The 21,643-nt window shown below is 69.5% G+C and carries 25 protein-coding genes; 9 read left to right on the top strand and 16 right to left on the bottom strand.

The genetic code is table 11. The annotated features are described in order from the left end of the window. The first annotated feature begins 1 nt into the window (after position 1). Together HYZ11_12435 and HYZ11_12440 are read left to right on the top strand one after the other, a co-directional pair. A complete protein-coding gene (locus HYZ11_12435) occupies positions 2–976 on the top strand; it encodes a thiamine pyrophosphate-dependent dehydrogenase E1 component subunit alpha (protein MBI3128405.1) in 975 nt (324 codons plus the stop codon). Between the two features lie 18 nt (positions 977–994). Further along, positions 995–1,990, top strand: a complete 996-nt coding sequence (locus HYZ11_12440) for an alpha-ketoacid dehydrogenase subunit beta (GenBank protein ID MBI3128406.1) — start codon at positions 995–997, stop codon at positions 1,988–1,990. Between the two features lie 204 nt (positions 1,991–2,194). Here HYZ11_12440 and HYZ11_12445 read toward each other — a convergent pair whose 3' ends face one another. From HYZ11_12445 to HYZ11_12470, 6 genes are all read right to left on the bottom strand, one after another. After that, the gene (locus HYZ11_12445) at positions 2,195–2,998 is read right to left on the bottom strand and encodes an SUMF1/EgtB/PvdO family nonheme iron enzyme (protein MBI3128407.1); all 804 of its coding nucleotides are present in this window, start codon (positions 2,996–2,998) and stop codon (positions 2,195–2,197) included. A gap of 370 nt (positions 2,999–3,368) precedes the next feature. Beyond that, the gene (locus HYZ11_12450) at positions 3,369–5,441 is read right to left on the bottom strand and encodes a 4Fe-4S binding protein (GenBank protein MBI3128408.1); all 2,073 of its coding nucleotides are present in this window, start codon (positions 5,439–5,441) and stop codon (positions 3,369–3,371) included. Between the two features lie 261 nt (positions 5,442–5,702). Further along, positions 5,703–6,041 carry a hypothetical protein gene (locus HYZ11_12455; GenBank protein ID MBI3128409.1) on the bottom strand — a complete coding sequence of 113 codons (339 nt, stop codon included), beginning with the start codon at positions 6,039–6,041 and terminating at the stop codon, positions 5,703–5,705. 381 nt (positions 6,042–6,422) lie between these two features. Then, the gene (locus tag HYZ11_12460; GenBank protein ID MBI3128410.1) at positions 6,423–6,962 is read right to left on the bottom strand and encodes a universal stress protein; all 540 of its coding nucleotides are present in this window, start codon (positions 6,960–6,962) and stop codon (positions 6,423–6,425) included. A gap of 41 nt (positions 6,963–7,003) precedes the next feature. Then, positions 7,004–7,282 (bottom strand): translation elongation factor-like protein, encoded by a 279-nt coding sequence (locus HYZ11_12465; protein ID MBI3128411.1) that lies wholly within the window; start codon positions 7,280–7,282, stop codon positions 7,004–7,006. Beyond that, a complete protein-coding gene (locus tag HYZ11_12470; protein MBI3128412.1) occupies positions 7,279–8,340 on the bottom strand; it encodes an NTP transferase domain-containing protein in 1,062 nt (353 codons plus the stop codon). Before HYZ11_12470 ends, HYZ11_12465 begins: the two co-directional genes overlap by 4 nt. Before the next feature lie 356 nt (positions 8,341–8,696). Between HYZ11_12470 and HYZ11_12475 the strand changes: the two genes are divergently transcribed. Further along, complete coding sequence (locus tag HYZ11_12475; protein MBI3128413.1) at positions 8,697–8,984, top strand: hypothetical protein; 288 nt, start codon at positions 8,697–8,699, stop codon at positions 8,982–8,984. A 204-nt stretch (positions 8,985–9,188) separates the two neighbouring features. Here HYZ11_12475 and HYZ11_12480 read toward each other — a convergent pair whose 3' ends face one another. Beyond that, a complete protein-coding gene (locus HYZ11_12480) occupies positions 9,189–9,977 on the bottom strand; it encodes a PAS domain-containing protein (GenBank protein ID MBI3128414.1) in 789 nt (262 codons plus the stop codon). 202 nt (positions 9,978–10,179) lie between these two features. Between HYZ11_12480 and HYZ11_12485 the strand changes: the two genes are divergently transcribed. Then, positions 10,180–11,265 carry a nitronate monooxygenase gene (locus HYZ11_12485; protein MBI3128415.1) on the top strand — a complete coding sequence of 362 codons (1,086 nt, stop codon included), beginning with the start codon at positions 10,180–10,182 and terminating at the stop codon, positions 11,263–11,265. 74 nt (positions 11,266–11,339) lie between these two features. Here the strand turns inward: HYZ11_12485 and HYZ11_12490 are convergent, their stop codons facing one another. From HYZ11_12490 to HYZ11_12500, 3 genes are all read right to left on the bottom strand, one after another. After that, a complete protein-coding gene (locus tag HYZ11_12490; GenBank protein ID MBI3128416.1) occupies positions 11,340–11,531 on the bottom strand; it encodes a hypothetical protein in 192 nt (63 codons plus the stop codon). Positions 11,532–11,632: 101 nt separating this feature from the next. Beyond that, entirely contained in the window at positions 11,633–11,806 is a 174-nt protein-coding gene (locus HYZ11_12495; protein MBI3128417.1) for a hypothetical protein, read from the bottom strand. A 183-nt stretch (positions 11,807–11,989) separates the two neighbouring features. Beyond that, positions 11,990–12,757 carry a class I SAM-dependent methyltransferase gene (locus tag HYZ11_12500; protein MBI3128418.1) on the bottom strand — a complete coding sequence of 256 codons (768 nt, stop codon included), beginning with the start codon at positions 12,755–12,757 and terminating at the stop codon, positions 11,990–11,992. Positions 12,758–13,116: 359 nt separating this feature from the next. On the opposite strand from HYZ11_12500, the gene HYZ11_12505 reads away from it, so the two are divergent. The 4 genes from HYZ11_12505 to HYZ11_12520 all read left to right on the top strand — a co-directional run bounded on the left by HYZ11_12505 (position 13,117) and on the right by HYZ11_12520 (position 15,884). After that, positions 13,117–14,292: an amidohydrolase family protein gene (locus tag HYZ11_12505; protein ID MBI3128419.1), complete on the top strand. Its 1,176-nt coding sequence runs from the start codon at positions 13,117–13,119 to the stop codon at positions 14,290–14,292. 247 nt (positions 14,293–14,539) lie between these two features. Further along, positions 14,540–14,809: a type II toxin-antitoxin system RelE/ParE family toxin gene (locus tag HYZ11_12510; protein MBI3128420.1), complete on the top strand. Its 270-nt coding sequence runs from the start codon at positions 14,540–14,542 to the stop codon at positions 14,807–14,809. Beyond that, entirely contained in the window at positions 14,806–15,105 is a 300-nt protein-coding gene (locus HYZ11_12515) for a type II toxin-antitoxin system Phd/YefM family antitoxin (GenBank protein ID MBI3128421.1), read from the top strand. The genes HYZ11_12510 and HYZ11_12515 overlap by 4 nt, the downstream gene beginning before the upstream one ends. A gap of 329 nt (positions 15,106–15,434) precedes the next feature. Continuing rightward, on the top strand, positions 15,435–15,884 hold the full coding sequence (locus HYZ11_12520) for a DUF2231 domain-containing protein (GenBank protein ID MBI3128422.1): 450 nt from the start codon (positions 15,435–15,437) through the stop codon (positions 15,882–15,884). Positions 15,885–16,036: 152 nt separating this feature from the next. Here the strand turns inward: HYZ11_12520 and HYZ11_12525 are convergent, their stop codons facing one another. The 4 genes from HYZ11_12525 to HYZ11_12540 form a co-directional block, all read right to left on the bottom strand. Further along, the gene (locus HYZ11_12525) at positions 16,037–16,369 is read right to left on the bottom strand and encodes a hypothetical protein (GenBank protein MBI3128423.1); all 333 of its coding nucleotides are present in this window, start codon (positions 16,367–16,369) and stop codon (positions 16,037–16,039) included. A 137-nt stretch (positions 16,370–16,506) separates the two neighbouring features. Then, positions 16,507–17,280, bottom strand: a complete 774-nt coding sequence (locus tag HYZ11_12530) for an SDR family oxidoreductase (protein ID MBI3128424.1) — start codon at positions 17,278–17,280, stop codon at positions 16,507–16,509. Between the two features lie 328 nt (positions 17,281–17,608). Then, on the bottom strand, positions 17,609–18,331 hold the full coding sequence (locus HYZ11_12535) for an SDR family oxidoreductase (GenBank protein MBI3128425.1): 723 nt from the start codon (positions 18,329–18,331) through the stop codon (positions 17,609–17,611). A gap of 540 nt (positions 18,332–18,871) precedes the next feature. Next, entirely contained in the window at positions 18,872–19,666 is a 795-nt protein-coding gene (locus HYZ11_12540; protein MBI3128426.1) for a hypothetical protein, read from the bottom strand. Positions 19,667–19,899: 233 nt separating this feature from the next. Here HYZ11_12540 and HYZ11_12545 point away from each other — a divergent pair, with 233 nt between their 5' ends. Further along, on the top strand, positions 19,900–20,157 hold the full coding sequence (locus tag HYZ11_12545) for a hypothetical protein (GenBank protein MBI3128427.1): 258 nt from the start codon (positions 19,900–19,902) through the stop codon (positions 20,155–20,157). Positions 20,158–20,255: 98 nt separating this feature from the next. On the opposite strand, the gene HYZ11_12550 is transcribed toward HYZ11_12545, so the two are convergent. Then, on the bottom strand, positions 20,256–20,786 hold the full coding sequence (locus tag HYZ11_12550) for a hypothetical protein (protein MBI3128428.1): 531 nt from the start codon (positions 20,784–20,786) through the stop codon (positions 20,256–20,258). A 142-nt stretch (positions 20,787–20,928) separates the two neighbouring features. Continuing rightward, positions 20,929–21,483, bottom strand: a complete 555-nt coding sequence (locus HYZ11_12555; protein MBI3128429.1) for a hypothetical protein — start codon at positions 21,481–21,483, stop codon at positions 20,929–20,931. Positions 21,484–21,643 lie beyond the last annotated feature (160 nt).

The following is a 21,643-nucleotide window of genomic DNA, read 5'->3' on the forward strand; positions in this document are numbered from 1 at the left end:
CATGGTTCCCAGCAAGAAGGTCTGTCTCGCGATCCTGGAGAGGATGCTCGCGATCCGCCACTTCGAGGGCCGGGTGGCGGAGCTCTACGGCGCCGGCCGCCTGCCCGGCTTCGTCCACCTCTCCTTGGGCGGGGAGGCGGCCGCGGCCGCCGTCTGCGCCTGCCTGCGCGTGGACGACCACATTATTTCCACCCACCGCGGCCACGGCCACTCGATCGCCAAGGGGGCGGACCTCAAGGGCATGATGGCCGAGCTCTTCGGCAAGAGCACCGGGCTGTGCAAGGGGAAGGGCGGCTCCATGCACATCGCGGACGCGCGCGTCGGAATGCTGGGGGCGAACGGGATCGTCGGGGCCGGCTTCCCCATCGCCGTCGGGGCGGGCTTCAGCGCCCAGTACCGGGGGACGGACCAGGTGACGGTGTGCTTCTTCGGGGACGGCGCCTCGAATCACTCCACCTTCCACGAGGGGCTCAACCTGGCCTCGATCTGGAGCCTTCCCGTCATCTTCCTGTGCGAGAACAACGGCTGGGCCATCTCAATCCGCCAGAGCGAGCACCAGCGGGTGGAGAACGTGGCGGACCGCGCCTCCGCCTACGGCGTCCCCGGAGCCAGCGTGGACGGCGGCGACGCGATTGCGGTCTACGAGGCCATGAGCGAGGCGGTGCGCCGGGCCCGGCGGGGCAAGGGGCCCAGCCTCGTCGAGTGCCGCATCGAGCGCTGGCGGGGGCACTTCGAGGGCGACCCCCAGGCCTACCGCTCCAAGAAGGAGAATGAGGTCTGGCGCGACAAGTCCCGCGACCCGCTGGAGCGCTTCAAGAAGACGCTCCTCGGCCGCAAGCTCTTGACCGCCGCGCAGTTCGATCAGATGGAGGAAGAAGTGCGCGCCCGCATCGAGGAAGCGGTCCGCTTCGCGGAGGAGAGCCCTCTCCCCGCCGCCGAGGCGGCCCTGGAAGACCTCTACGCCCCGCGTCCGTGACCCCATCCGGGAGAGCGCATCATGCGTGAGATCACCTTCAGCCAAGCCCTGAACGAAGCCCTGATGGAGGAGATGGGGCGCGACAAGACCATCTTCGTCGCGGGCGAGGACGTGGCCCGCTTCGGGGGCATCTTCGGCGTCACGGCGGGGCTCCTCAAGAAGTTCGGCCCCAAGCGGGTGAAGGACACCCCCATCAGCGAGTCCGCCATCGCGGGCCTCGCGCTGGGCTCCGCCCTCACGGGGCTGCGGCCGGTCGTCGAGATCCAGTTCATGGACTTCCTCTGCTCGTGCATGGACGAGGTGGTGAACCAGATCGCCAAGACGCGCTACATGTACGGGGGCGCGGCGAGGGTGCCCCTCGTCATCCGCACCCAGGGCGGCGGGGGCTTCGGCGCGGCCGCCCAGCACTCGCAGACCCTCGAGGCGTGGTTCGCCCACGTGCCCGGCCTCAAGGTGGTGATGCCCGGCACGCCCCGGGACGCCAAGGGGCTGCTCAAGAGCGCCATCCGTGAGGACAACCCCGTGCTCTTCGTGGAACACAAGGCCCTCTACCAGGCCAAGGGCCCCGTGCCCGAGGGCGACTACACCATCCCCCTCGGCGAGGCCGAGGTGAAGCGCAAGGGGCGGGACCTGACCATCGTGGCCTATTCGCTCATGCTCGGGCGGGCGCTGGCGGCGGCGGAGAAGCTGGCCGGAGAGGGGATCGAGGCCGAGGTGGTGGACCCTCGGACCCTGAGCCCCCTCGACGCGGAGGCGATCGTGGAGTCCGTCCGCCGGACGCGGCGGCTGCTCGTCGTGCACGAGGCGCCCCTCACGGCGGGCCTGGGGGCCGAGATCGCGGCCCTGGCGGCCGAGCGCGCCTTCGGCGCCCTCGCGGCCCCGCCCAGGCGGCTCGCCTGCCCGGACGTCCCCCTCCCCTTCGCGCCGGTGATGGAGAAGTTCTGCATCCCAAGCGAGGAAAGCATCGCCGAGGCGGCGCGGGGGCTGTGCGGGGAGCGAGCCGCGCGGGCCTAGCCGGGATATCTCGCAACGTTGTTCATCTCGGGAAGGGCTGGGATTTGTCCCCTCTCCCTCCGGGAGAGGGTAGGGTGAGGGAGGAATCTCAGCGCGCGGCTTTTCCCTCACCCCCTTCCCCTCTCCCGGAGGGAGAGGGGCGGAAGCCCCTCGGATTCCGTTTTCAGGCGCTCGCTCAGTGAACAACCTGTTCAGGCTTCACACCTAGCCCTCCCTGGCGCAGCGGAAGCCCACGTAGGCGTGGCCCGCGCGGACGCGCCGGGGGCTCATGGCCTCGCGGTGGGTGGCGGTGCGGGGGCCGCGCTGACCCAGGGTCAGGCCCCCGCGCAGGACCATCTCCTCCTCCAGCGTAAAAGCCTCGCGCCCGTCCCCGGGCCGGTAGGGGTAGGGCCGGCGGGCCGAGCGGGTCCACTCCGAGAGAAACGCCCCCATGTCCAGGACGCCGTAGAAGCTCGCGCCCCCGGGCAGGCTCCCGGCGGGGGCGGCGTCCCCATGATGGCGGGCCGTGTGGGAGGTGCGGGGCGAGGGAGGTTCATTGCCCCAGGGGTAGAGCCTCCCGTCCGTCCCCCGGGCGGCCTTCTCCCACTCGGCCTCGCTCGGGAGGCGCTTGCCGGCCCAGGCGCAGTAGGCGGCGGCTCCCCTCAGGCTGGCCTCGGAGGCGGGGTGGCGCTCGAAGCCCGGGTCGGCCGCCCACCGGCCCTCCTTCCGGTGGATGCGCGCGTCCTCGTCCTCCTCGTCGAAGTAGCGCTCCCCCCGGGGGCCCCTCGATCCATTCGCGTTCAGGAAGCGGGCGAAGTCCGCCTGGGTGACGAGGGTCCGGTCGATCCAGAAGGCGGGGAGGGTGAGGGTGTGGGGCGGGGCCTCGTCCGGGGGGCCTCCCTCGCGCCCCATGGCGAAGGGCCCCGCGGGGACGAGGATCATCCCGGCGGGAGGGTCCACAGGCGCGGCGGGGGCCGGGGGGGCGAAGAGCAGGGCGATCGCCATCCAGAGGACGAGCCGCGCGCGCATGAGGGGTCCCGAAGGAGAGATCAGGCGGGCATTCTAGCGGATGGCGCGCGCGCCCTCCATCGGCCTTTTGCCCCTCGCCGCGTCTGTCGCGCCGCCTGTAGGGGCGGTTCGCGAACCGCCCCCGCGAAGATCCAGCCACTGCGGATTTCGGGCATGGCCGGGGCGAATGGCGTTCGCCACTCACCACACCCATCATGCAGTTTCATGTAGGGGCGGCCCCCCGTGGCCGCCCTGGAAGACGGGGCAGGCACGGGGGCCTGCCCCTACGGGAGCACGCGGCCGTGGGGGAAGGCCCTCCCCCCGTTCCTCTTCACCCTGGCTTTGGCGTCGAGGCGGGCAGGAGGCGGATGAATGGATAGATGAAAGGGCCTTACCCGTGCCTCGCGTCCATCGGAAGGTTCAAGAGATAGAGATTCGCCAGGGTGAAGAGGAGGATGAGGGCGAGATAGGGCCAGGGGCCCCTGAAGGAAAACGACGCCGCGCCCCACTGGGCTGTGGAGAGCCGGCAGGCCGTGTAGAGGCTGTAGAGGAGCGCGGCCAGCAGGATGAGGGTCTGCAGGGCCTGGAGGACGGGCAGCTCCAGCCAGGGGCCGGGGCTGAAGTCCGGCGCGCCGATGAACCAGGGGGTGAAGAGGTTCACCGTCTTCTGGAGGACGGGGACGGCGAGCGGCCCCTCCAGGAAGAGGTGCGGCAGGTTGTGCGCGAGGTGCATGGCCAGGCCCAGGGGCAGGAAGGCGTAGCCGTAGCGCACGAAGAGCTGGCGGGGCGAGGCCTTCCCGGGCCGGCCCGCCAGCCGCCAGGTGAGCCAGCCCGCCCCGTAGACGGCGAGGGGGACGAGGACCACCGAGGCCGAGAACACGAGGGTGTAGGTGAGCTTCTCGGCCCGGGCGTGGTCCGCCAGGGCGCCCCAGGGCAGGTAGGCGGTCAGGGCGTCCATCCAGCCGTGCCAGGGGGCGACCATGTGCCCGGCGGCCATCCCGGCCACGGCCACCATGGCCACGGCGAGGAACGCCTCGTCGAGCCTCCGGGTGGCGGCGGCCCACAGGTCCTTGCCGAAGGCGCGGAAGCGGAGCGCGAGGTTATCGCGGTCGCAGGTCTTCAGGCACTCCCCGCAGTAGATGCAGTAGGCGTTCGAGTCCATCCGCTGGGGGAACTCGAACATGGGGCAGCCCCGGCCGAGGTCGCTCCCGGTGTAGCAGCACTTGTCCGGGTCCTCGCGACAGACCCGGGCGCTCTTGGCGCGCAGCTCGACGGGGGCCGCCATCGAGTAGAGGGCGATGACCCCGCCGATGGGGCAGACGTAGCGGCAGAAGGTGCGCCGGGCGAAGAGCGCCCCCATGAGCAGGGCGGCGGCGAAGAAGGCGAGGAGGACCCAGGCGGTGACGTAGGGGCTCTTCACGATGCCCCAGTAGCCGTCCGCCCAGGTGAGGAGGAGGAAGAGGGCCGTCGCGGGCCACAGCGTGCGGAGCCTGCGGGGGAGCTGGCGCGAGGCTCCGCTCCAGCGGTTCGCCCACTCGTTCACGGCGCCGATGGGGCACATGACGCACCACAGGCGCCCCGCCAGGATGAAGGTGAAGATCACGCCCGCCCACCACAGCGTCCACATCAGGAGGGTCGCCAGGTTGCGCGAGGACTCGGGCGTGTCCACGAGCCCCAGCCAGATGATGAGCCCGAAGCCCAGGAGGAAGGGCGCCTGGAGGACGGGCTGCCACCAGGGGCTGCGGAGCGCCCGCGCGAGCCAGGGGAGCGAGAGGAGGTCGAAGGGCCCCGTCTCGAGCGGGGGGCGGAGGTGGCGCACCCTGAGCGCGTAGCCCGCGAGGACGAAGCTCAGGAGGGCCGCGCCGAGGGAGACCCACAGCCGGAGGTTCAGGCCGGCCGGCTTGCTCACCTTGAAGGGAAGCTGGGTGAGGAGCACCTCCGGCCGGCCCTCCCCGCCCGGCAGGAGGAGCGCCACCTGGAGGAGGTGGGGCCCGGAGAGTACGGGCCGCAGGCTCACCAGGTAGTGTCCCGGCTCCGTGCCCTCCGGCGCGGCGGAGAAGCCGCTCAGGTCGGGCCGGCCGTCCGGCCCCCACGTGAGGAAGCTCCCCGGCGGGGGGGATGCGTGATCGGTCTTGCCGCCGTGCTCGCCGTGGCCCGGGGCGGGCCTGTCCCCGTTCGGGGAGGGAAGCTCGCGGAAGCCCTGGGGGATGCGCGGGGCGGCCAGGACGCGCGCCCCGGCGAGGGGGGCGCTCTTCTCCAGGTCGATCACCCGCAGGACGACGTAGATGGGCTCGTCCGAGCGGACGATCTCGTCCTTGTTCTCGATGAGGAACTGGTACCGCCCCACCACGGCGCCGAAGTCGGCGTCCGTGGGGATGTGGGAGACGGTCCCGTGCGCCAGCGCCAGGGCGGGGGCGAGGAGGAGGGCGGCGAGGAGCGCGCCCGCCCGGATGATCGCCGGCATCTTCATCCGCTCCCCCCGGCAATACAGAAATCCGATGGAGGTCCCCGTATCCCTGTCATTCCGAGCGCCGGAGGCGCGAGGAATCTGCTTTTCAAAAGCAGATTCCTCGGTCGCTGCGCTCCCTCGGAATGACATGGTTCGTCTGTTGTGCAATCGTCCCTAGTTCGCGTACCGCCGGTCGAGCTCCGCCTGGATCTGGGCGATTGACTTGCCCTGCTTGGTCATCTGCGACGCCACCAGCGCCGTCTCGGTGCAGACCCCTCACCCGGCGGCGTGGCTGTCCACGAAGCAGGAGAGGTTGCTCTTGTGGCCGGAGTTCTCGATGCACCTGCACCAGCAGTAGAGCTGGTCGAGGATTTGGGGGATCTCCTTCGCCACCTGGTAGGCCTGGGCCACCACCCCGGTGAAGAGGGCCGGGGAGAGGGTGGGCCGGCGTTCCCCGCCCGGCACCCGGGCCTTGAGGGCCGCGGGGTCAATCTTCGAGGGCGGCGCCATCCAGTAGAAGACCCCCCCGGCCAGCCCGAGGGCGGCCAAGAGGCCGGCGGCGATGCGCGCCCCGGACGCCTTTTTCGCCTGCGGCTTGTGTTTCTTCTTGGTCATCCATGTTCCTCCCGGCTCACGTTGGGTTTCCTGGCATTGGCCCGCCCAATTAAGATATGATAATCCGAATTACTCGGCAATCCTTTTTGACCGGCCGGCCCCCAATATTGAAAAGATAGGCGAATGTTTGACGAAAAAAAGGGGGGCGCCCGGGTTTCCCCGGTGGACACCCCCCAGTCGGAAGCTGGATGTGGAATCCAAGCACGTCATTCATTCCGTGTTTCCATTCGTAGGGGCGAGGCATGCCTCGCCACTACAGAATCGGCCCTGGCGCCGCGGCCCCTCACCCCCAGCCCCTCTCCCGGAGTGAGAGGGCGGAACCCTGCCGGGAGTACGCCGGGGAACAGGCACATGAGCGGGCAACTTGTTTCGATTTCACGGCTACACCAGGGGAAGGGCGAATTCCTCCTCCTCCCGGCCCGCCTGAACCACGCGGCCTTCCTTGATGCGGATGGCGAAGACGGGGCAGGGCGCGTGGCGGAGCACCTCCTCGGTCACGCTGCCCACGAACACGCGGTTGAGGCCGGTGCGGCCGTGGGTGGCCATGACGATGAGGTCGAAGCCGCCGCTCCCGGCCATCTGGATGATGTCCTTGGCCGGCTCGCCCCACAGGAGCAGGGCCTTGCACTTCCGGCCCCCGCCCGCCTGCCGGAGCATGTCCTCGAGCTGGTAGGTGAGGCGGGCCCGGGTGTCCTCGCGGAACTTGCTGAGCTGGCCGGTCCGCGCGCCGTCGTGGGCGAGGGGCGGGAAGGGGGACTCGTAGGCGGAGTGGGGGACGTAGTCGGACTCCCGCGCCACATGGAGCGCCACCACCTCGGCCTCCCACTTTTGGGCGATGTCCACGCCCGCCTGGAGCACGCCCGGGCTGATGGGCGAGAAATCGATTGGCACGAGGATCCTGCGGGGCTGGAAGATTCTCATATCGCGTTGTCCTTTCTCTCTTGCGTGGAGGCGGCTATCCGCTACCAAAGGAACTCCTCGTCCCCGTCTTCTTCCTCGAGGAGGACGGCGTCTCCCGGGCGCACCCGGCCGTACACCTTCACCCCGGCGCTCTGGCCGGGGAGCGCCTTCAGCACCCGGCGGTGGTCGATCTCGAGGGTTTCGACGGGCTGGGCCAGGTCGGTCGTGTGGCCGGCGATGTGCACCCGGTCGCCCACCCGCAGCGGCTCCTCCAGCTCGAGGGCGGCGACCCCAAGCCTCTTGTAGTAGTGGGTGATCCTTCCGATGCGGTGCTCGGTCATTGGCTTCCTCCTTCAGTATTCCCGCGGGTCACGCACTGCGGGAAACGGCACGTCCGGACGGCGATACTCTCCTTCCCGCTGGAGCGCGCCTGGAACCGGCAGTCCCACGCCAGGGCATGCAGCGTTTCCCAGACGCCTTCCGGCGTCCCCCAGTCGCTCCAGTGGGCTTCTTCGAGCGTGGCCACGAGCAGGGCGTCCGGCTCCCGGGCGAGCACCTGGCTGGAGAGGTTGAAGGGCTCGATCCCCCCGAAGGCCCGGTCGCACTCCCGCTTCCACGCGCCCTGCCGGCGAAGCCCCAGATAGAGCGACACGCCCTCGGCGGCGCGGGGGTGGCGCCTCGCGATCAGGCGGTGCATGGAGCCCGCGTTCCCGGCCATGATGAAGGTGTTCCAGAGCGCGCCCCCGGCGAGGAGGTCCCGCGCGGCCTCCGGGTCCGGCTTCTCCGCGAAGCGGGCGACGCGGCGCAGGGGGGCGGGGCTCCGCCGCACCAGAGCCCCGGGGAGGATCCATCCCATGCCGCCGCGCGGCCCCGTGGGGCGGGCGGCGAGGAGGATGGCGGCCTCCTCCCCCGCGTCCTCGAGGGCCGAGAGCGCCCGCGCGACGGAGCGCCTCAGTCCCCATTCGGGAAAAATGAAGTGGTCTGTGGGAAAGCTCAGGAAGGTAGCGGCCGGGTCGCGCTCCAGCAGGAGGGCGAGGGCGAAGAGAAGGGCGGGCCCCGTGTCCAGGCCCCGGGGCTGGATGAGGAAGTTCTCGGCCGGGACGTCCGGGAGCTGGGCGAGGGCCCAGCGCTCCTGCCCCTCGGTGATGACGACGAGGGTGCGGTCCGGCGAGGCGTGGGCGAGCGCCCGGCCGTAGGTGTGCTGGAGCATGGAGCGGGTTCCGATGATGGTGGCGAACTGCTTGGGGCGGCGGTCCGCGTGGAGCCGGCCGACGAGGCAGGAGAGCCTCTGCCCCTGGCCCCCCGCGAGGAGGATGGCCCAGGCCCGGCCCTCGGGAGCGGGACAAGCGCACGGATCGGTTTTCGGCTCCTGGAGGAGTGCTTCCACGGCCGGGGGCATGGCGGGCGTTCCCCTGCGGCGGCGTGCCGGAGCGGGGCCTTCGGAAGCGAAGGCGCGGGGGCCGGCCCTCGCCCAGGGGAAAAGCAAACCCGGTGCCGCGGGCGGCCTGGGGCGGGAGGATTCCGGAAGCCCGATTCGACGCGCGGGGCGGCGCGAATCGGGAGAGGCCCCCGTCCGCCCCGGCGCCCGCCCGTCGGCCAGGGGCAAAATGCCCTCAAGCCGGCCGCATCGTGCGGCATCCTGCGCCAGGGCCGGAAAACCGGACCCTTGCCGGCGCGGCGGGAGGGAAAAAGGACGCATGGGATTTCCGCTCCCGTCCGGAATCGGCGGGCCGGGCCGCCCGGGAGGCACGCGGCTTGCTCATTTTCGTGGAGGGGGGCCCCTCGCCTGGAGCGGCCGGGCCCCCGCCCAGGGCCGTCACCGGGAGGCTGGCCATGAACCGGGGGAAGGACTCGTTCGAGATGGTGTGGCGCTGCCCCAAGTGCGGGCGCGTCTTCCGCGAGCACGTCTTCGAGGCCGCGACCGGGGAGGGCGGCCCCATCTGCAACCATTGCGCGGTGGAGCTGGTGTGGGTCGCGGCGGAGAAAGACCGGTCGGCCGCCGCGAAGAACGAACGGCTCTCGATGGACCTGCCGATCGGATGAGGGGGGCGCGGCCTCGAAGCGAGCGCCGTTGACCGCGCGTGAAGCCGCCCGACGCCTCCGCCCTCCGGGGCGGGGGCGGTTTTTTTCGCCCCGGGCTCGCAGGTAGCGCGAATTTCACTCACGGGCATACCGCAATCCGAAGCTCGGAGAAATTGGCGGGAACATCGGAGTTGGAGGCACCACCATGGCCGGTGCATTCCCGAATTACGCAGCGGGCTCGAATCGGATAAAACAAACGCAGACGGCGATGCCGGTTATCTCGTAACAGAAGGGATGAATGATGGTGGAGGCATAGATCCGCCGCCCATCCTTGTGGAGGCGGTCGCTGCTGAAGCGCGCAATATTCCCCCGAACAATGGCGCCATGGACGCCAGGGTAATACCCTCTCTTGAACTTTGGCTGTTGCTCCGGAGGAACCAGGAGGGAGACGATTGACTGGCCGAGGGCTTCCCGTTCCGTATAGCCAAAGAAATTCTGGGCTCCCCGGCTCCAGAAGACGATGGTTCGGGCGGCATCCGTGATGCAGGTGACGGAGCTTTCGTTCAACATCTCGTGCATGAACCGTATGCACCGGCGTATTTCTATGGTGGTTTTATTTCCGCAGACCAGCTCATCCATGATCCGCACGAGGATTTGGCCCAAGAATATATCCGGGCCCTCGAACCGATATGCACCCTCCTTCTCCGCGGCGTACAGAAGGCCCGCGGTCCAATCGCGCAGAGGGAGCGGGATAGAGAGAAAGGATTCGCCCCACGTCTTATCCATCCCAATGAGTGGCCGGGGCATATCGAGCAGTTCCCGAACCCTGCCGGAAGAAATGGATGGAGGGAAAGCGGGCAAGCCCGAGGAATCTCGAGCCGGGATGAACTCCACGGAGGTGCGGGGATCTCTTAAAAGAACCCAGGTTCCATAACGGGCGCGCAGGAGCTGAATTCCTGGATCGATGACTTCCTGAAAGAGCCCGACGAAAGTCTCGTTACGGATTCTTAACATCCACCGGATTTCCGCAGCGGCATTCCGCAACAGAAGCTAGCAAATTGGCGTGCCTTGACAAGATTGAGTACGTTACACGCGCAAACGACTCAATCTTATTTTTCACGCGCTTCTCGCCCCTTCGGCCCGCCAGGAGCTGCCGACCGCTCTTCGCGGTTGCCGATTTCGCGGTATAATGCATTCCCTCGAAGGAAATCCCCGCATGCGGTCGCCGGCCGCGACAGCCCTGGGAGGGACCGCCATGATCCGCACCCCGGTTTGCGATCTGCTGGGCATCACCCACCCCGTCTTCCTCGGCGGGATGGCCTCGGCGAGCTCCGCCAAGCTCACGGCGGCGGTCTCGGAGGCGGGAGGGCTCGGCACGGTCGGCGCCACGCCGATGGGCGCCCAGGAGCTGAGGGAGACCTGCGCCGCCATCCGCGCCGCGACCGGGAAGCCCTACGCCCTCAACTACCTCGTCTTCCGCCTCCAGGAGGAGGGCTTCGCCGCCGGCCTGGCCGAGCGCCCCGACGTCATGGCCTTCGCCTGGTGCCGCCGCGAGACGCCCCTCAAGCCCTACTTCGACCGGGCCCGGGACGCGGGCTCGAAGGTGATGTTCATGGCGGGGCGGGTGGACGAGGCCCGGCGCGCGGCCGAGGCGGGGGCGGACGTGATCGTGGCGCAGGGCTCCGAGGGGGGCGGCCACGTGGGCTGGATGGGCTCGCTGCCCCTCGTCCCCATGATGGTGGACGCCGTCTCGCCCGTGCCCGTGCTCGCGGCCGGGGGGATCGCGGACGGCCGGGGGCTCGCGGCCGCGCTCTGCCTGGGCGCCCAGGGCGCGCTCATCGGCACCCGCTTCCTCGCGACGGAGGAGTCGCCGCTGCCGCAGTCCTTCAAGGAGGTCATCGTGCGCAGCGACGGGCACGACACCGTGCTGACCGAGATCCCCGACATCGCCTCGGGCCAGGTGTGGCCGGGGGCCATGGCCCGGGCCTGGCGCAACCGCTTCATCGAGCGCTGGGCGGGGCGGGAGTGGGACTTGAGGCAGTGCCGGGCCGAGGCCTTCGCCGCGGTCCAGGAGGCCCGCAAGCACGGCGACCCGCAGGAGGCCTCCATCCTGATCGGGCAGGACGCGGGCCTCATCCGCGCCGTCCTGCCGGCGGGGGAGGTGGTGCGGCGCATCGTCGAGGAGGCGGAGGCGATCCTCTCGGAGCGCCTGCCCGGCCTCGTGCAGGTCTCCGGCGCCGGCGAGCGCCCGGCGCCCTCCGCCGGCCCCGCCCCCGGAGAGCGGCCCGTGCAGCCGGTGTGAAAAAAGAAGCCCCGGCCTCGCGGCCGGGGCTTCCAGGTGTCTTGACGGAAACCGGGACGCGCCCCCTCCGGGCGCTACTTCCTCCCCTCGTAGCGGTGGCGGTTGCCGGTTTCGTTGCCGGGATAGTCCCAGGTGGACCATTCCTTGAACGATTTCTCCTCGTCAAAGAGCGTACCCACCTCAGAGTGGATGGCCGAGCACCCGCTGAGAGCGCCCAGGGCGACGACGGCGATGAGGGCCTTCGTCCATGCCATGGCGGCTTTCATTATTTCTCCTCGTTGTGAGAGAAAGTAACGTAAAGGAAAGGTAAGGCAGAATCGGGCCGCGGGCAATTGATTTTTCGGGGAAAAGGGGGAAAAGCCGGCGCCTAGTCCCGCGTCTCCTCGCCCCGGTCGATGCGGCCGAGGTTCTCCAGGAAAAGCTCCCGCTCCGCGTCGTCCGCGAAGCGGATGGAGGGGACGGCCCGCTCGCGCCAGTGCCTGCGGCCCGCCTCGTTCATCCCCTCGTAGAGGGTGAGGGCGTCGTCCAGCTCTTTCCGCATGGAATTCTCCTTGGATTCGCGGCGGCGGGGCCGTGCATCGGATTCGCGAATCCATGTAGGGGCGGTTCGCGAACCGCCCCTATAGAGGCGAACTGGGATGCGTGTCCGCAGGGGCGTCTTGGGTCTGTGCAGGGGCAACCTGTGCCCGCCCCACGGGGGGCCGCCCCCGCGGCAGGCCGTCCCCTACGGTCTCCGCAGCGTCAGCATCACCCAGCGGTGGGCGAAGCGGATCTCCCCGCCCTCCACCCGCAGATCGATCCCGGCCGCGGCGCCCCGCCGGGCCAGGGCCTCCATCACCGTCCGCACCGCCGCGGTGCGGGCGGGGGCGTTGGCGATCCGGGCCCACTCCCCGAACTCCCGCCCGGCCTCCCACCTCGATTCCGAGACGATCCCGAAGCCCGCCTCCCGGACGAGCGCGAGCAGTTCGCTCCGGGGGAGCGCCCGCACGTGGGAGGGATCGCGCAGCACTTCCAGCGCGTTGTGGAGGGCGGCCTCCCCCGGGTCCTCGGACGCCACGAAGTCCGCCACCACGGCGGCCCCCCCCGGCTTGAGGACGCGGAGCATCTCGCGCAGGGGCGGAGCCGGGTCGGGAAAGTGGTGGAGCGAGAGGCGCGTCACGGCGCCGTCGAACTCGCCCTCGGCGAAGGGCAGGGCCTCGGCCCGGCCCTGGCGGAAGGTGACGTTCCGGAGCCCCGCTCTTTCGCAGCGCGCCCGCGCCTCGCCGAGCATCTCGGGGGTGAGGTCGAACGCCACCACCTCGCGCGCCCCGCGCCCCAGGGCCTCGCTGATGAGGCCCGGCCCGCAGGCCAGGTCCAGCACGCGCCCCCGCCCCGCCTCCCCCAGGGCCCAGGCCAGGCGCTCGGCCTCGCCCTCCGCCGCCACGACGGAGGACCGGCCGAAGGTCACGGCCTGGCGGGCGAACTCCTCGCGGACGGTGGCGTGGTGGTCCATGGCGGCTCCCGGAACGCCTTGGGGTCCGAAAAGCGGCGGATGCCGCATTGTAGCCCGGGATGGGCGCCCTGTCCCGGGGGGCGGTTGGCTTGGGAGTGGGTCAGTTTCGCGATTCTGTTGTCATTCCGAGCGCAGCGAGGAATCTGCTTTTGCAAGAACCGGAAGCAGATTCCTCGGTCGCTGCGCTCCCTCGGAATGACATCTGTGGCACTGACTGACCCCCTACCGTCGGCTTTACAGCCCGGGGGCGGCCCCTTACCATGGCCCCACTTGCACAGCCGCACTCTTGCACATGGGAACGGCGGGATTCGGCGGGGCGCCCCGCGCGCGGTTTCTGACCTCATTCAGGGAGGCACGTCATGGCGAGAAAGGCGAATCCGAAGGCCGCGGCTCGGACGGGAGGCGGCGGGAAGCCCCCCACCTGGGACACCATCATGCCGCTGCCCTCGAACCCCAAGACGGGCGAGACGGCCAACGACTACTACATCCTCGACTGCGAAGTGCACGTCATGCCCGAGAACTACCGCCGCTTCATCAAGTACTTCCCGGGCACCAAGACCTTCGAGTACGCCCACAAGATGTGCAACTGGTGGCAGTGGGTGGACCACCGCTCCGGCAAGCAGGCGGCCATCCACCCGGGCATGGACTGGCACATCGACAAGATCATGGGCGACATGGACCGCTCGGGGGTGGACCAGATCACCCTGATGCGCGAGTCCTTCATCGACACCTCGGGCGACAGCGCCCCCTTCTCGACCAACCAGCACGTGATCGACGCCATCGAGAAGTACCCCGACCGCGTCATCGGCATCTCGAACGTGGGGCCGTTCTCGAAGAGGAAGATCAAGGACGTGCTCTGGGAGCTCGAGTACCTCCACGACAACTACAACTTCAAGTTCACCAAGTTCTACCAGCCCGAGGACTGCCCCATGAACGATCGCCGGCTCTGGCCCGTCTACGAGATGTGCCAGGCCAAGGGCATCGTCTGCTACTTCCACACCGGCATCACCATCCGCATGGGGCCCACCCGCTATACCCAGCCCATCCTGCTGGACGACGTGGCCATGGACTTCCCGGACCTCAAGATAGTCGCCTACCACGGCGGCTATCCCTACTGGGAAGACCTGGTGATGCTTATGTGGAAGCACCCCCACATCTACGTGAGCTACTCCATCCTCCTGCCCTGGCTCATGCGGGCGCCCCACCGCTTCGCCCACATGGTGGGCACCACCCTTCAGATCGCGGGCTACAACCGCTTCGTCTGGGGGAGCGACTGGCCCGCGTCCGACCCCTACCAGGCGGTCGAGGCCGTCTTGAAGCTCGAGATCGACGAGGAGCTCCAGGAGAAGTGGGGCTACCCGCCCATCACCAAGGAGCTCAAGGCCGAGTTCCTGGGGCTCACCCTGGCGCGCCTCGCGGGCATCGACCCCAAGAAGAACCAGCTCGACTTCCCGGGCCGGAACCAGCCCCCCAAGGGCAAGACCGCCGAGGGCGACGTCACCCGCAGGATCATGGCCAAGCAGAAGAAGGGGTGAGGGAGAGACGCGGTTCCCATCTGTAGGGGCGGCCCCCCGTGGCCGCCCCGTGCAGGGGGCAGGCACAGGGGCCTGCCCCTACAGACCAAGGCTCCCCCGCCCGCTCCGGTCCCCTGGGGCGGGCGGTTTTGTTCGAGGGAGGAATACCATTGACATTGAGAGCGCTTAAATGTACGTTTAAGCGTGTGCAATGTGGTCTTGTGTTACCCCGCCCGGACGGTGACCGACTTGGCTCTCGAAGAGTTCGGTGCATGGACATTATAGGGTAGAGCTTGCTGAAAGCGCAAAACGTGATCTCAAGAAGGTATCGCCCCAAACGAAAGAGGACATCCTGACCGCCATTGAAGAGCTGGCGGAGGAGCCCAGGCCCGTTGGGTGCAAGAAGGTGAGAGGTGCTGACGCCTACAGGATTCGAGTCGGCGCCTACCGTGTGATTTACCAGATTTTTGATGTGCGGCTTTTGATCCTTGTTGTACGCGTGGGGCATCGCAGGGAAGTGTATCGGGGGTTCGGATGAAGAAGACGACTTTTACGACGGTCGCGGCGCGGAATGCGTTTTCCGAGGTGATCAACTTGGCCGCTTACGGGAAAGAGAGGATCGCGCTCACCCGGCGCGGCAAGACCATCGCCTACGTCGTGCCGCCGGACGACATAGAGGCATTGGAGGCCATCGAGGACCGCATCGACGCCGAGGCGGCGCGCAAGATCGTGGCGAGGGTGGCCCAGGGCAAAGAGAAGACCTATCCCTTGGAGGAGGTGGCCCGGGAGCTCGGGGTGAGGCTCCCCGCCCGCAAGAGGCGAAAGACGGCGTAACGCGCGAAGCTCTGCCGCCCGCCCGGCCCCCGCCGGGCGGGCGGTTTTTTCGCGCGGCCGGGGGCCACCCGTCCCGCCGGTAGGGCGATCCCCCGTCTCCCCCTCCAGGTATCTTCCGGCCGGTTTTCCATACAATCCGATACGCACCGCCAATCCCCGATACATTAGATTTACATCCGGCCGCCGCCCTTTCCCCCGCGCTCCCCCGCCGCCTGCCCGCCCCCCGCGGAAGGAGAAAACCATGCCCGTGGCGGACCACATCCTGTGCCTCCAGGGGGCCGTCTTCGGCTTCGCCCTCGGCTTCCTCCTCCTCTTCGCGGTGTACCACCATGGCTAGCCCCGGGGACCGCTCGTGCGGGGCCCGCTTCCGGGGCCGCCCGGTCCACCCCATCCTGACGGATTTCCCCATCGTCATGTGGACGGTGTCGGTGCTCTGGGACGTGGTCAGCCTGTTGTGGGGAGGCACCGCTTGGGCGCTGTTCGCCTTCTGGAGCATCGCCGCCGGGCTGGTGATGAGCCTGCCCACCATCGCGGCGGGCCTGATGGAGTACTTCGTCATGCCCAGGCGCGGCCCGGCCTCGCGCACCGCCGTCCTGCACATGATCTGCATGGCCGGGGCCACCCTCGCCTTCGGGGCCAGCCTCTTCCTCCGTCCCGCGGCCGGCGTCTCGTCCCTTCCGTCCCTGCTGGCCTCCCTCATCGGGCTCGTCCTCCTCGGCGCGGGCGGCTGGCTCGGGGGCGAGCTCGTCTTCAAGTTCGGGATCGGGCGGAAGGAGTAGGGGCGACCGGCCGGTCGCCCCTACGAATTCGCCGCTCGTCCGTTCATCTGGATGAGGCGAGGCATGCCTCGCCCCTACAAACGCTTGGGCCTCGAATTCTGTAGGGGCGTATTGCAATGCGCCCCTGCGCTTTCAGAGGCGGGATTCCCCGCTCACTCCCCCTTCTCCCACTCCCGCACCCGCTCGATCCAGCCGAGGATTCTCTCCTCCGCCCGCCGCCCGCGCGGCGTCTCGAGGAACAGGAGGAAGGCGCCCAGCAGGAGGGGCGCGAGCGGGACGAGCAGCCACCGGAGCCAGAGGAGGGCGGCCATGGCCTCGGGGGAGACGGGGAGGCGGAGGAGCGTCTGGCCCGCGAAGGCGAGGGTGAGGTCGAAGGGCCCGGGGCCGGGCGGGGCGGGCGGGCGGCCGAGGCTCCAGAGGAGGAGGAGGCCGCCCAGGGCGGCGAAGGCGGCCCCCGCCCAGGGGCGCCAGGTGGATTTGGGCATGGGGGAAGGCTCCTGCGGCCCGTCGGTTGTCATTCCGAGGGCGCATGCCCGAGGAATCTGCTGTTCAAAAGCAGATTCCTCTCTCGCTTTGCTCGCTCGGAATGACAGCGGATTCGCTGCCGGTGATCAGCCCCGGCCTACCCCGCGATGTCCTCGCCGCCGTCCACGCGGATGACGTTGCCCGTCATCCACCGCGTGCCCGGGCGGGAGAAGCAGGCGATGGCGTCCGCCACCACCCCGGGCGTGGTGAGGCGCTTGTGGGGGTTCATGCGCTGCGCCAGCTCGAGCATCTCCTCGTTGCCCGGGATCTTGCGCAGCGCCGGGGTGTCGGTGACCCCGGCCTGGACGCTGTTCGCCGAGATGCCCTTGGAGGCGAGCTCGAAGGCGAGCTGGCGGATGTGGCTCTCGAGGGCCGCCTTGGCGGCCGAGACGGCCCCGTAGGTGGGCCACACGCGGTGGCCGCCCGAGCTCGTCATGGCGAAGATGCGCCCGCCCTCGCCCATCAGGCCCTCGCGCACCAGGTCCTGCGTCCAGTAGACGAGGCTGTTGGCCATGACGTCGAGGGTCATCTCGAGCTGCTTGGGGGTGAGGGCGCCGGCCGGGTCGTCCGAGATGTAGGGCTTGAGGGTGCCGAAGGCCAGGCTGTGCAAGAGCACCCGCACCGCGCCCTGCGCCCCGGCGCCGAGGTGGGCCTTCATCTGGGCGAGCACCTCGGCGCGCTCGCCGTGCCCGGCGGCGTTCGTGTTGAAGAAGACCGCCTGGGCGCCCGCCCTCTTGATCTCCTCCTGGACGCGCTCGGCGTTGGGGATGGTGGCCTTGCGGTCGAGATGGACGCCGAAGACGTTCATCCCCTCCCGGGCGAGCCGGGCGGCCACGGCGCCGCCGAAGCCGCTGCTCGACCCGAGGATCAAGGCCCACTTGCCCTTGAGGTCCGTTTCCGTCACGCGCGAATCTCCTTCGAGAGGATCGTGGGCGAGGATTCGATGACGCTCTCCTTTCCCGTTCCGGCTGCCCGTCCCTGGGTGTCATTCTGAGGCCCGAGCTTGCCGAGGGCCGAAGAATCTCGGGGTTCGCTTCAAAAAGAACCGAAGCCGATATCCTTCGCGGAGCCTGTCCTGAGCGCAAGCGCAGGGCTCAGGATGACACCCTTTGCGGGGCATGCCTTGCGCGATGCGAGGGGCTCTCCCGGGCCGGCGAACGGCCGCACCTTACCAGAGGGCGGGTGAAAATTCTCCCCCCTCATCCGTACTCCGGCGCCTGGGGCGCGACGTTGATCTCGGTGGTGAGGCCCCGGGGGCCCTGCTCGGCGAGGAAGAGAACGGCCCGGGCGATGTCCTCGGGGAGCATCCAGGAGTCGGGCTTGCCGGCGCGCCCGCGCTTGCGGATGGCGGGCTTGTCGATGATCCCGACCGGGTTCACGAGGGCCACCTTCACGCCCTTCCGCCGGACCTCCTCGGCGAGGGAGAGGGTGAGCCCCCGCAGGCCGTGCTTGGCGGTGCAGTAGGCCGCGGCGTTGCCCTCGGGGTGGATGGCGCCGCCCGAGCCGATGTTGACGATGACGCCCGAGCGCCGGGGCAGCATGTCGGCCAGCGCCTCGCGGCAGCAGTAATAGGCCGCGTGGAGGTTCTGCGCCAGGACGAGGTGCCAGCCCTCCGGCTCGAGCTCGGAGAGGGGCCCCATCACGAGGCTCCCCACGTTGTTCACCAGGATGTCCACGGGGCCGAACGCCTCCCGGGCCTGCCCGAAGAGGTGGCGGGCGCCGGCCGGGTCCGTCACGTCCGCCCGCACGGGCAGCGCCTCGCCGCCCCCGGCGCGGATCTCCTCGGCCAGCTGCTGGATGGGCTCGAGCGTCCTCCCGCCGAAGGCGACCTTGCAGCCCCGGGCCGCCAAGGCGAGGGCGCAGGCCCGGCCCACCCCCGCGCCGCCGCCCTGGATGAGGGCCACCTTGCCGGTCAGGTCCATGGCATCGCCTCCTCGCGGACCTATCCGCGGGCGCGGAGGACCCTCGCGCCGCCGGGGAAAGGGAGCCGCTGGGGCTTCATCCTACCACAGCGGGGGGAGGGGACGGGGAGGGGGGAAGGCTGGGAGCCGCTGAGCCGCTTCCTTCCATTTTGCGATTATGCACGGCACCTTCATGGAGCGCGCATTTCCCGGTAGTGGGTCAGTCTGTGCCACGGATGTCATTCCGAGGGAGCCCGCCCAGGCGGCAAGCCGCCTGGGGACCCAAAAGAGGGCGACCGAGGAATCTGCTTCTGGTTCTTACAAAAGCAGATTCCTCGCTGCGCTCGGAATGACAGCGGAATCGCGAAACTGACCCACTGTCCATTTCCCCCTCCCCTTGGGAGGGGGCGGGGGAGGGAGGCCGCTGAGAATCTTCCCCCACCCTAACCCTCCCCCGGAGGGGAGGGAAGAGCGTAAAACCGCGCAGCTACTTGCCACAGGGGGACGGGAGGAGGGGAGAGCCAATCCTGCCTTACCTGCAGGGTCCGGGGCCTGTGGCCGTCATTCCGAGTCCTGAGCGCAAGCGCAGGGCTCAGAATGACGGCTTTCCGCTTGGCCTGCCCTGAATACCAGCGCTGCGCTCGGAATGACAGCGGCATCCGCAGTGGATGGCCCCGGCCCCCTCACCATGTCCCCCTCCGGCTCGAGGAGCACGCGCCGCCCGGGCTCGAGGCGGAGGCGGATCTCCCCCCCGTCGCCCGAGAGGGCGGCCCACTCCTTGAGCCCGGCGGGCGGCTCGAGGAAGCGGACGTAGATCTTCCAGTTCCCGGCGTAGGGGCCGGTGACGAGGCCGTCGGTGCAGCAGAGGTTCCACATGTGCCAGGCGGTGAAGGAGGCGCCGCGGGGGTCCGCCTCGTACTGGTCGCGCTGCCCCAGGGGGTCGTCCTGCACCAGCATGCGGGCCGTCAGGGCGTTGCCCTCCGCCTCGGTGCGGGTGACGGCCATGCCGCCGCCGGAGTTGTTCGGCCGGTCGTGCACCATGAAGAGGGCGAGGCCCTCCTTCACCCGCGCGAGGAAGAGATGGCTGGCCCCGGCGCGCAGGACGGGCCGCCGGCCGTTGTAGGACCAGTTCGCGACTTCGTTGTAGGCGTAGAACTCCCCGGCCGTCTGGCCGGGCGCGTGGACGATCTGGAGGCGGCCCAGCACGTTGCGGGCGAAGTCGCCGGCGCCGGGCTTCGATTCCTGGGAGACGCGGACGCCGGCGGCCCGGGCCTCCGGGCCTAGGAGGAAGAGCGCGGCCAGGAGGAGGGCGGGCAGGGCCCAGCCGGTGCGCCGCGCCGCGCTCGTGCGGGACATCCGGAAGCCTCCGGCGCCGTGCGGGGGAAGGAAACGGGCGGAAACGCGGGCGATTCTAGCACGGCGGGGGCGGCTCGATTGCGGCCCTCCCCTGTGTTACATTGGATTTACGTTGCCGGAGGGGGTGGGGCCCTCCGGAAGCCTTCCATTCAGGCAGAGTTCGCCGCGCCGGGCGAGGATTGGGCACTGGGGCGGCGCCCGCACTTTCGGTTGTCCAGCGAGGAGGGAGTTGCATGCGCAAGTGTCTGGGAATCGCGGGATTGCTCGTCCTGGCCCTGATCGCGGCCGGGTGCGTCTCGACCACCTGGAACAAGCCGGGGGCGATGCATGCCCAAAGCGTGAAAGACGTGAACGAGTGCGCCGGCAAGGCGGGCCTGCCGGTCATCGAGGGCAACAACCCCGTCGCCGGCCACGTCATGCCCTACTCCTACGAACAGGAGAAGGTCTACACCAAGTGCATGACGGACAAGGGCTACAAGGCGAAGATGTAGCCCGCCGGGCGCTCCGGCCGGAAAAAAACCGGGCCCGGAGAGGGCATCCTCTCCGGGCCCTTCGCTTCTCGCGGTACATTCAGCGGTCCCGGCCGACGTCATCCTTTGCCCTGCCGGAGATCCAGGTTCTCCATGTTCATCTCGGCCAGCATGTTGTCCCGCGCGAAGCCGGCCGGGGGGACGCTCCCCTCCGGCACGGGCCCGTGGGCGATGGTGAAGGAGATGACGCGGGTGAGGCTCTGGTTCCCGGCCCGGTCCCCCACGCTGATCTCGGCGGCCGCATGGATGGGCAGCTCAACCGTGTCGGTCGCGCCCCTGGGCCTCACCCAGAGCCGGATGTAGCCGTTGGCCGCGCCCTGGGGCTGCGAGAGCATGACGAAAGTGCCCGGATAGGTGCCCCCGAAGCGTCTGAAGGTGACCCACACCTTGTCGAGGTCCCCGTCCGGATCGCTCGCCCGGATGTAGATGCGCCAGAGGTTGCTGAAGCCGGCGGTCTCCTCGGCCCAGACGGCCTCCAGGGTGGGACGGTGCCCTTCCCCGATGGGGCCTTCCGGGGACCGGTAGAATCCCGTGCATCCCCCGAGGGCGGCCAGGCAGACCAGTGTGATCGCGCGCTGGAACCACGACACCGAAGTCTCCTCCCCGCTGGCGGCAGGGGATCGTGCCGCGCCCTCTCCATCCGCACAACACGTCCACCTGCACAACGTGCCGCGGGGGAAAAGTATTTCCCACCCCCCGGCGCGGAACGCTCTCTGGGCCTTTCGCCTTCAGTCAGTTCCCCGAGCCCCGGTCGCCGTCGCCCGCGCCGAGCTCGATCTCCATGTTCATCTCCATCTCGGCCAGCTTGGTGTCGCGGCTGAAACCCGCCGGAGGCGCCGCCCCGTCCGGCCCCGAATGATGCATGAGGACGAAGGGGATGGCGATGGCGTGGCTCTGGTTCCCCGCCCGGTCCTCCACGCGCACCATCGCCGAGGCGTAGATGGGCAGCTCGCCCAGCTTGAGCCCGCCCTTGGGCCAGGCCCAGAACTGGACGTATCCGTTCGCCTCGCGGAGGGGCTGCGTCAGGGGGACGAAGGTCCCGGGATAGGTGCCCCCGAAGCGGGCGAAGGTGACCCAGACCTTGTCGAGGTCCCCGTCCGGGTCGCTCGCCCGGATGTAGACGCGCCAGATGTTGCCGTACCCCACGGCTTCCGCCGCCCAGACGGCCTCGAGCCGGGGCTGGTGCGCCTCCCCCACCGGGCCCGAGGAGGGGGAGTAGTAGATGCCCGCGCATCCCGCGAGCGCGGCGAAACCCGCCATCCCAAGGTAACGGAGAATCTTGAGCACCGCGCTGCCCTCCCCATCGCCGGCGGCCTGCGCGCGGCCCGAGCCGCGCCTCTACATGATCAGACACGCGGAGGAGGAGAATTGTTTCCGCTCTCCGCGGGCTTTCGAAGAATTTTGTGTTTTCGTCCCGGGGAGATCGAGCGGCCCTGCGGCCCAAATT

It is taken from the genome of Candidatus Tectomicrobia bacterium (assembly GCA_016192135.1).
GTDB lineage: Bacteria > UBA8248 > UBA8248 > UBA8248 > UBA8248 > 2-12-FULL-69-37.

Excerpts from the sequence above, each read along its gene's own strand:
- HYZ11_12435 (MBI3128405.1), top strand. The coding sequence starts at position 2 with ATGGTTCCCAGCAAGAAGGTCTGTCTCGCGATCCTGGAGAGGATGCTC.
- HYZ11_12445 (MBI3128407.1), bottom strand. The coding sequence starts at position 2,998 with ATGCGCGCGCGGCTCGTCCTCTGGATGGCGATCGCCCTGCTCTTCGCC.
- HYZ11_12450 (MBI3128408.1), bottom strand. The coding sequence starts at position 5,441 with ATGCCGGCGATCATCCGGGCGGGCGCGCTCCTCGCCGCCCTCCTCCTC.
- HYZ11_12455 (MBI3128409.1), bottom strand. The coding sequence starts at position 6,041 with ATGACCAAGAAGAAACACAAGCCGCAGGCGAAAAAGGCGTCCGGGGCG.
- HYZ11_12460 (MBI3128410.1), bottom strand. The coding sequence starts at position 6,962 with ATGAGAATCTTCCAGCCCCGCAGGATCCTCGTGCCAATCGATTTCTCG.
- HYZ11_12465 (MBI3128411.1), bottom strand. The coding sequence starts at position 7,282 with ATGACCGAGCACCGCATCGGAAGGATCACCCACTACTACAAGAGGCTT.
- HYZ11_12470 (MBI3128412.1), bottom strand. The coding sequence starts at position 8,340 with ATGCCCCCGGCCGTGGAAGCACTCCTCCAGGAGCCGAAAACCGATCCG.
- HYZ11_12480 (MBI3128414.1), bottom strand. The coding sequence starts at position 9,977 with ATGTTAAGAATCCGTAACGAGACTTTCGTCGGGCTCTTTCAGGAAGTC.
- HYZ11_12485 (MBI3128415.1), top strand. The coding sequence starts at position 10,180 with ATGCGGTCGCCGGCCGCGACAGCCCTGGGAGGGACCGCCATGATCCGC.
- HYZ11_12490 (MBI3128416.1), bottom strand. The coding sequence starts at position 11,531 with ATGAAAGCCGCCATGGCATGGACGAAGGCCCTCATCGCCGTCGTCGCC.
- HYZ11_12495 (MBI3128417.1), bottom strand. The coding sequence starts at position 11,806 with ATGCGGAAAGAGCTGGACGACGCCCTCACCCTCTACGAGGGGATGAAC.
- HYZ11_12500 (MBI3128418.1), bottom strand. The coding sequence starts at position 12,757 with ATGGACCACCACGCCACCGTCCGCGAGGAGTTCGCCCGCCAGGCCGTG.
- HYZ11_12505 (MBI3128419.1), top strand. The coding sequence starts at position 13,117 with ATGGCGAGAAAGGCGAATCCGAAGGCCGCGGCTCGGACGGGAGGCGGC.
- HYZ11_12515 (MBI3128421.1), top strand. The coding sequence starts at position 14,806 with ATGAAGAAGACGACTTTTACGACGGTCGCGGCGCGGAATGCGTTTTCC.
- HYZ11_12520 (MBI3128422.1), top strand. The coding sequence starts at position 15,435 with ATGGCTAGCCCCGGGGACCGCTCGTGCGGGGCCCGCTTCCGGGGCCGC.
- HYZ11_12525 (MBI3128423.1), bottom strand. The coding sequence starts at position 16,369 with ATGCCCAAATCCACCTGGCGCCCCTGGGCGGGGGCCGCCTTCGCCGCC.
- HYZ11_12535 (MBI3128425.1), bottom strand. The coding sequence starts at position 18,331 with ATGGACCTGACCGGCAAGGTGGCCCTCATCCAGGGCGGCGGCGCGGGG.
- HYZ11_12540 (MBI3128426.1), bottom strand. The coding sequence starts at position 19,666 with ATGTCCCGCACGAGCGCGGCGCGGCGCACCGGCTGGGCCCTGCCCGCC.
- HYZ11_12545 (MBI3128427.1), top strand. The coding sequence starts at position 19,900 with ATGCGCAAGTGTCTGGGAATCGCGGGATTGCTCGTCCTGGCCCTGATC.